The organism is Amycolatopsis sp. (genome assembly GCF_035276945.1).
GTDB lineage: Bacteria > Actinomycetota > Actinomycetes > Mycobacteriales > Pseudonocardiaceae > Amycolatopsis_E.
This window is the reverse complement of sequence record NZ_DATELF010000006.1, coordinates 1-6,158: the sequence shown is the minus strand read 5'-3', so window position 1 is coordinate 6,158 and position 6,158 is coordinate 1. Positions and strand designations below refer to the sequence as shown.

At 72.6% G+C, this 6,158-nt stretch carries 1 protein-coding gene; it reads left to right on the top strand.

What is annotated here, in order from left to right:
- Nucleotides 1–29 precede the first annotated feature (29 nt).
- Nucleotides 30–6,158 (top strand): non-ribosomal peptide synthetase (locus VJT49_RS00820; RefSeq protein ID WP_324162093.1); only part of this gene is annotated, 6,129 nt, incomplete at its 3' end.

The following is a 6,158-nucleotide window of genomic DNA, read 5'->3' as shown; positions in this document are numbered from 1 at the left end:
CGATCGCGCTGCCGCGCTCGGTTGATTGGATGGTCGAGGTCCTTGGGGTGCTCAAGGCCGGTGCCGCGTTCCTGCCGGTAGATACCGGACTGCCTCAGGAACGGATCGACTTCATGCTGGCCGACGCCAGCGTAGCCGCCGAAAACCGACCGATCGGTTTGGACTCCGCAGCCTACGTGATCTACACCTCGGGCTCGACCGGGCGGCCGAAGGGCGTCGTGGTCACCCATGAGGGAATCGCGAGCCTGGTCGCGACCGCGGTCGACCGGATGGGGGTTGGGCCGGACAGCACGGTGCTGCAGTTCGCCTCGGTCGGCTTCGACGTCGCGGTGTTCGAGCTGGTGATGGCGCTCTGCGTCGGTGGGCGGCTGGTGATCGCGCCGGACGAGGTGCGGGTACCGGACAAGCGGCTCACGGATTTCCTGCACGAGCAAGGGATCACGCACATGATCCTGCCGCCGTCGCTGGTTTCGGCGCTGCCACCGGAATGCGAGCTCCCGGAGGGATCCACGATCCTGGTTGGTACCGAGACGGTGCCGCCAGACCTGGTCAACCGCTGGGCCGGGCGGGTGAACCTGCTGGCCGCCTACGGCTTGACCGAGGCGACGGTGAACTCGACGCTGTGGAAGGCTGAGCCCGGGTGGGACCGCGCGGTGCCGATCGGGGTGCCGGATCCCAATACCCGTTGCTACGTCTTGGATGCACGGCTGCAGCCGGTTCCGCCGGGTGTGGTGGGGGAGCTGTATGTCGGCGGTCGGGGGCTGGCGCGCGGCTACCTCGGGCGCCCGGGCCTGACTGCCGAGCGGTTCGTGGCCTGCCCGTTCGGCGGCCGGATGTATCGGACCGGCGACCTGGCGCGCTGGACGCCGCACGGCGAGCTGATCTACCTCGGCCGCGCCGACGACCAGGTGAAGATCCGCGGGTTCCGCGTGGAGCCGGGCGAGGTGGAGGCGGTGCTCGCAGGCTGTCCCGGCGTCGCCCGTGCCGCGGTGGTGGCGCGGGAAGACCGGCCCGGGACCCGCCGGCTGGCCGCCTACGTGGTGGCCGCCGACGGTGTCGCGGTCGATCCGGCGGCGGTGCGCGCCTACGCCAGGGAGCGGGTCCCGGAGCACCTGGTCCCCGCGTCGGTGGTGGTGCTGGACGCGTTGCCGGTGTCCGCGAACGGAAAGCTGGACCGGGCCGCGTTGCCCGCACCGGAGTTCGCCGCCGGGCAGGGCCGGGGTCCCGCCACCCCGGCCGAAGGTGTCCTTTGTGGACTGTTCACCGAGCTGCTCGGCGTGGAGCGGCCGGGTGTCGAGGACTCGTTCTTCGAGCTGGGCGGCGATTCGCTGCTCGGGATGCGGCTGATCGCGCGCGTCCGGGACTCGCTCGACGTCGGGATCACCATCCGTGACCTGTTCGCCGAGCCGACCGTGGCCGGTCTCGCCGGCGTGGTGGAGACGGGCCGGGGCGTGCCGCGCACGGAGCTGATGGCACGCGAGCGGCCCGAGCAGGTGCCGCTGTCCTTCGGCCAGCAGCGGATGTGGTTCCTCAACCGGTTCGAGGACCACACCGCCGGTGCGCGGGCGGTCTACAACGTGCCGCTCGCGTTGCGGCTGACCGGTGCGCTGGACGTGCCGGCGCTGGCCGCCGCGCTGGCGGATGTGGCCGACCGGCACGAAGTCCTGCGCACCGTGTACCCGGCGCGCGACGGTGTGCCCCGGCAACAGGTGCTCGACGGCGTCGCGGGGCGGCCGACGCTGGCGAACCGCCCGGTTTCGGAGGCGACCCTGGCCGGCGCACTGGCCGACGCGGCGGCACGCGGCTTTGACCTGGCCACCGAGCCGCCGTGGCGGGCGGAACTGTTCGAGCTGGCCGAGGCCGAGCACGTCCTGATGATCGTGGCGAACCACGTCGCGGTGGACGGCTGGTCGATGGGTGTGCTGGCGCGGGATCTGCGGACCGCGTACGCCGCCCGGAGCGCCGGTGCGGCGCCGGACTGGGCGCCGTTGCCGGTGCAGTACGCCGACTTCGCGTTGTGGCAGCGCGCGGTGCTGGGCGAGGCACAGGACCCGGACAGCGAACTGAGCGCGCAGCTCGCGTACTGGCGGGAGGCACTCGCCGAGCTGCCGGAGGAGCTGTCTCTCCCCGTTGATCGACACCGTCCGGCCGTCGCCTCGTACCGCGGCGGCACGGTGCCGTTCGAGGTGGACGCGGACACCCACGAGCGCCTGGTGCGGCTGGCACGGGACGGCTCGGCGACGTTGTTCATGGTCATCCAGTCGGCGCTGGCGATGCTGCTGTCCCGCCTGGGTGCGGGTACCGACATCCCGTGTGGCACTCCGGTGGCCGGGCGCGGGGCGAAGGCGCTCGACGAACTGGCCGGGTTCTTCATGAACACGCTGGTGCTGCGCACGGACGTCAGCGGTGACCCGGGTTTCGCGGAGGTACTGTCCCGGGTGCGGGAGACCGATCTCGCCGCCTACGCCCACCAGGATCTGCCGTTCGAGCGGCTGGTGGACGAGCTGGCCCCGGCCCGGTCGCTGTCCCGGCACCCGCTGTTCCAGGTCGTGCTCACGCTGCAGAACCTACCTGCCGCGGAATGGGAACTGCCCGGGCTGACCGTGCGGCCGGTCCGCACCGACGAGACCGCCGCCGCGCGCTTCGACCTGTCCGTCACCTTGCACGAACGGCACTCCGGCACCGGGGAACCGGCCGGCCTGGCCGGAATCCTCCAGTACGCCACCGACCTCTACGACGCCGCCACCGCGCGGGTGCTGGCCGGCCGGCTGGCGAGCGTGCTGCGGCGGATCGTGGCCGATCCCGGCGTCCGGCTGAGCGAACTGGACGTCCTGGACCCGGCCGAGCGGGCGCTGGTCGTGCACGGGTGGAACGCCACGGATCGGCCGGTGCCGGTGACGACGCTGCCCGCGCTCCTCGCGGAGTGCATGGGGCGGACCCCGGACGCGGTGGCGGTCCTGGACGAGTCGGCGTCGCTGACGTACGCGGAGCTGGAGGTTCGGGCGAACCGCGTCGCGCACTGGCTGACCGGCCAGGGGATCGGCCCGGAAGCGCGGGTCGCGGTGCTGCTGGAGCGCTCGGTGGACCTGCTCGTGGTGCTGCTCGGCGTGCTGAAGGCGGGGGCGGCCTACGTCCCGGTCGACTCGGACTATCCGCCCGAGCGGATCGAGTACGTCCTGGGCGACAGCGATCCCGCGGTGGTGTTCACGCCGGAACTGTGGAGCGACCCGGCGGCACGGGCGGCCATCGCGGCCTGCCCGGCCACCCCGCCCGAGGTGCCGCTGCGCGCGGGCAACCCGGCGTATGTGATCTACACGTCCGGTTCGACCGGCAGACCCAAGGGCGTGGTGATCAGCCACCGGTCGCTCGTGAACCGGCTGCTGTGGACCCAGCACGAGTTCCCACTGTCCACTGAGGACAGAGTGCTGCAGAAGACCCCGATGAGCTTCGATTTGTCCGTGTGGGAGCTCTTCGGACCGGCGCTCGCCGGCGCCACCCTGGTCATGGCCCGGCCGGGCGGGCATCGCGAACCGGCGTACCTCGTCGGCGCCATCGAACGGCACGGCATCACCGTGGTGCACTTCGTGGCGTCCATGCTGGCCGCCTTCCTGCAGTCTCTTCCCGAGGGCGCCTGCTCCGGGCTGCGCCGGGTGATCAACGGCGGGGAGGCCCTGCCCGCCGAACTCGTCCCGGAGTTCCACGCGCGGCTGGACGCCGAACTGCTGAACCTCTACGGCCCCACCGAAGCCACCCTGGAGATCACCGCCTGGAACTGCGCGGCCCCGCACCCGAGCGGCCGGGTCCCGATCGGGCGCCCGGCCTGGAACAGCCGGGTCTACGTGCTGGACGAGTTCCTGGCGCCGGTGCCGCCCGGCGTGGCGGGCGAGCTGTACCTGGCCGGACGGCAGCTGGCGAGGGGATACGCCGGTCGCCCCGCGCTGACCGCCGAGCGGTTCGTGGCCTGCCCGTTCCCCTCCGACGCGGCGGCGCGAAGCGCCTCCGTGGGGGGTGGTGGTCGGGTGCCGGGTGGGAGGATGTACCGCACCGGCGATCTGGCGCGCTGGACCCGGGACGGCGAGCTGAGTTACCTCGGCCGGGTGGACAACCAGGTGAAGATCCGCGGGTTCCGGGTGGAGCTCGGCGAGATCGAGACCGTGCTGGCCGGGCATCAGGATGTCGCCCAGGTCGTCGTGCATGCCACGGATGAGGGCACCAAGCGGCTGGTCGCCTACGTCGTGCCCGCGCCGGGCGGTGTCGACGCCGAGGCGCTGCGCGCGTTCGCGGGCGCGACGCTGCCCGAGTACATGGTTCCCGCCGCGGTGGTGGTGCTGGACGAGTTGCCCGTGACCCCCAACGGGAAGCTCGACCGGGCGGCGCTGCCCGCGCCGGAGTTCGCCGCCGGGACGGGGCGCGGTCCGGCCACCCCCACCGAGGCCGTCCTTTGTGGACTGTTCGCCGAAATCACGGGCGTGGCCGGGGTGAGCGCCGACGACTCGTTCTTCGCGCTGGGCGGGGACTCGCTGCTGGCCATGCGGCTGATCGCCCGGATCCGGTCGGTGCTGGCGGCCGAGGTGAGCATCCGTGGTGTGTTCGCCGCGCCGACGGCGGCCGGGCTGGCGCGTCTGGTCGACCTGACCCGCGATGAGGCCGCACGTCCGCCGCTGACCCGCGGGGCGCGGCCCGAGCGGGTGCCGTTGTCCTTCGGCCAGCAGCGCATGTGGTTCCTCGATCAGCTGGCCGGGGCAGGCGCGGGTACGGCACACGGGGTGCCGCTGGTGCTGCGGATGACCGGGGCCCTGGACGCGGCGGCACTCGAAGCGGCGTTGTGCGACGTGGCCGACCGGCACGAGAGCCTCCGCACGGCTTTCCCGGCCGTCGACGGCATACCGTACCAGCAGGTCTTGGACGTGCGCCCGGCGTTGCGAACGCAGGACACGACCGTCGGCGAGCTGCCCGCCGCGGTGGCCGCGTGGGCGGGCCGCGGGTTCGACCTGGGCGCGGAGCCTCCGTGGCGGGCGGTGCTGTTGACCGTCTCCAGCACCGACCACGTGCTCGTGCTGGTCGCCCATCACATCGCCGTGGACGGCTGGTCGATGGGTGTGCTGGCTCGCGATCTTCGCACCGCGTACGCCGCCCGGTGCGCGGACGCCGCGCCGGACTGGGCGCCGCTCGCGGTGCAGTACGCCGACTACGCGCTCTGGCAACGCGACGTGCTCGGCGAGCTGGACGAGCCGGCGAGCGTGCTCAGCGCCCAGCTCGACTACTGGCGTGCGGCACTGGCCGGGCTGCCGGAGGAACTGGCGCTGCCCACCGATCGGGCCAGGCCTGCCGTGGCCTCGGAACGCGCGGGCACGGTGTCGTTCGAGGTCGACGCGGAAACCCACGTCCGGCTGGCCGTGGTCGCCCGCACCGGCTCGGCCACGCCGTTCATGGTGCTCCATGCGGCGCTCGCGCTGCTGTTGTCCCGGCTGGGGGCGGGCACGGACATCCCGGTGGGCACCGCGGTGGCCGGGCGCGCGGATGAGGCGGTGGAGGACCTGGTCGGGTTCTTCGTCAACACCATGGTGTTGCGCACCGACACGTCGGGCGATCCGAGTTTCGCCGAGTTGCTCGAGCGGGTGCGGGAAGCGGACCTGGCCGCCTTCGGCCACCAGGATCTGCCGTTCGAGCGGCTGGTGGACGAGCTCGCGCCCACCCGATCACTGGCCCGCCACCCACTGTTCCAGACCATGCTCGTGCTGCAGAACCTGCCTGAACGGGAGTGGGACCTGCCGGGCGTGGACGTGCGGCCGATGACGGCGGACGTGCCCGTTCCGGCCCGATTCGACCTGTCGATCACCGTCACCGGACAGCGTGGCGACGCGGACGGCGGTGGACTCGCCGGCAGCATCCAGTACGCGTTGGACCTGTTCGACGAGCCCACGATCGTCGCCTTCGCCGACCGGCTGGTGGCTGTGCTCCGCCAGGTCGGGGTGGATCCCGCGGTCCGGCTGAGCGCCGTGGACATCCTCACGCCGGCCGAACGTGAGCAGGTCGCGCACACCTGGAACACCACGGCCGCCGCGCCCGGGACGGCGTTGGTGCCGGATCTTTTTTCGCGTCAGGTGTGGCGGACGCCGGGGGCGGTTGCGGTGGTGTCGGTGGGGGCTCGGTTGTCC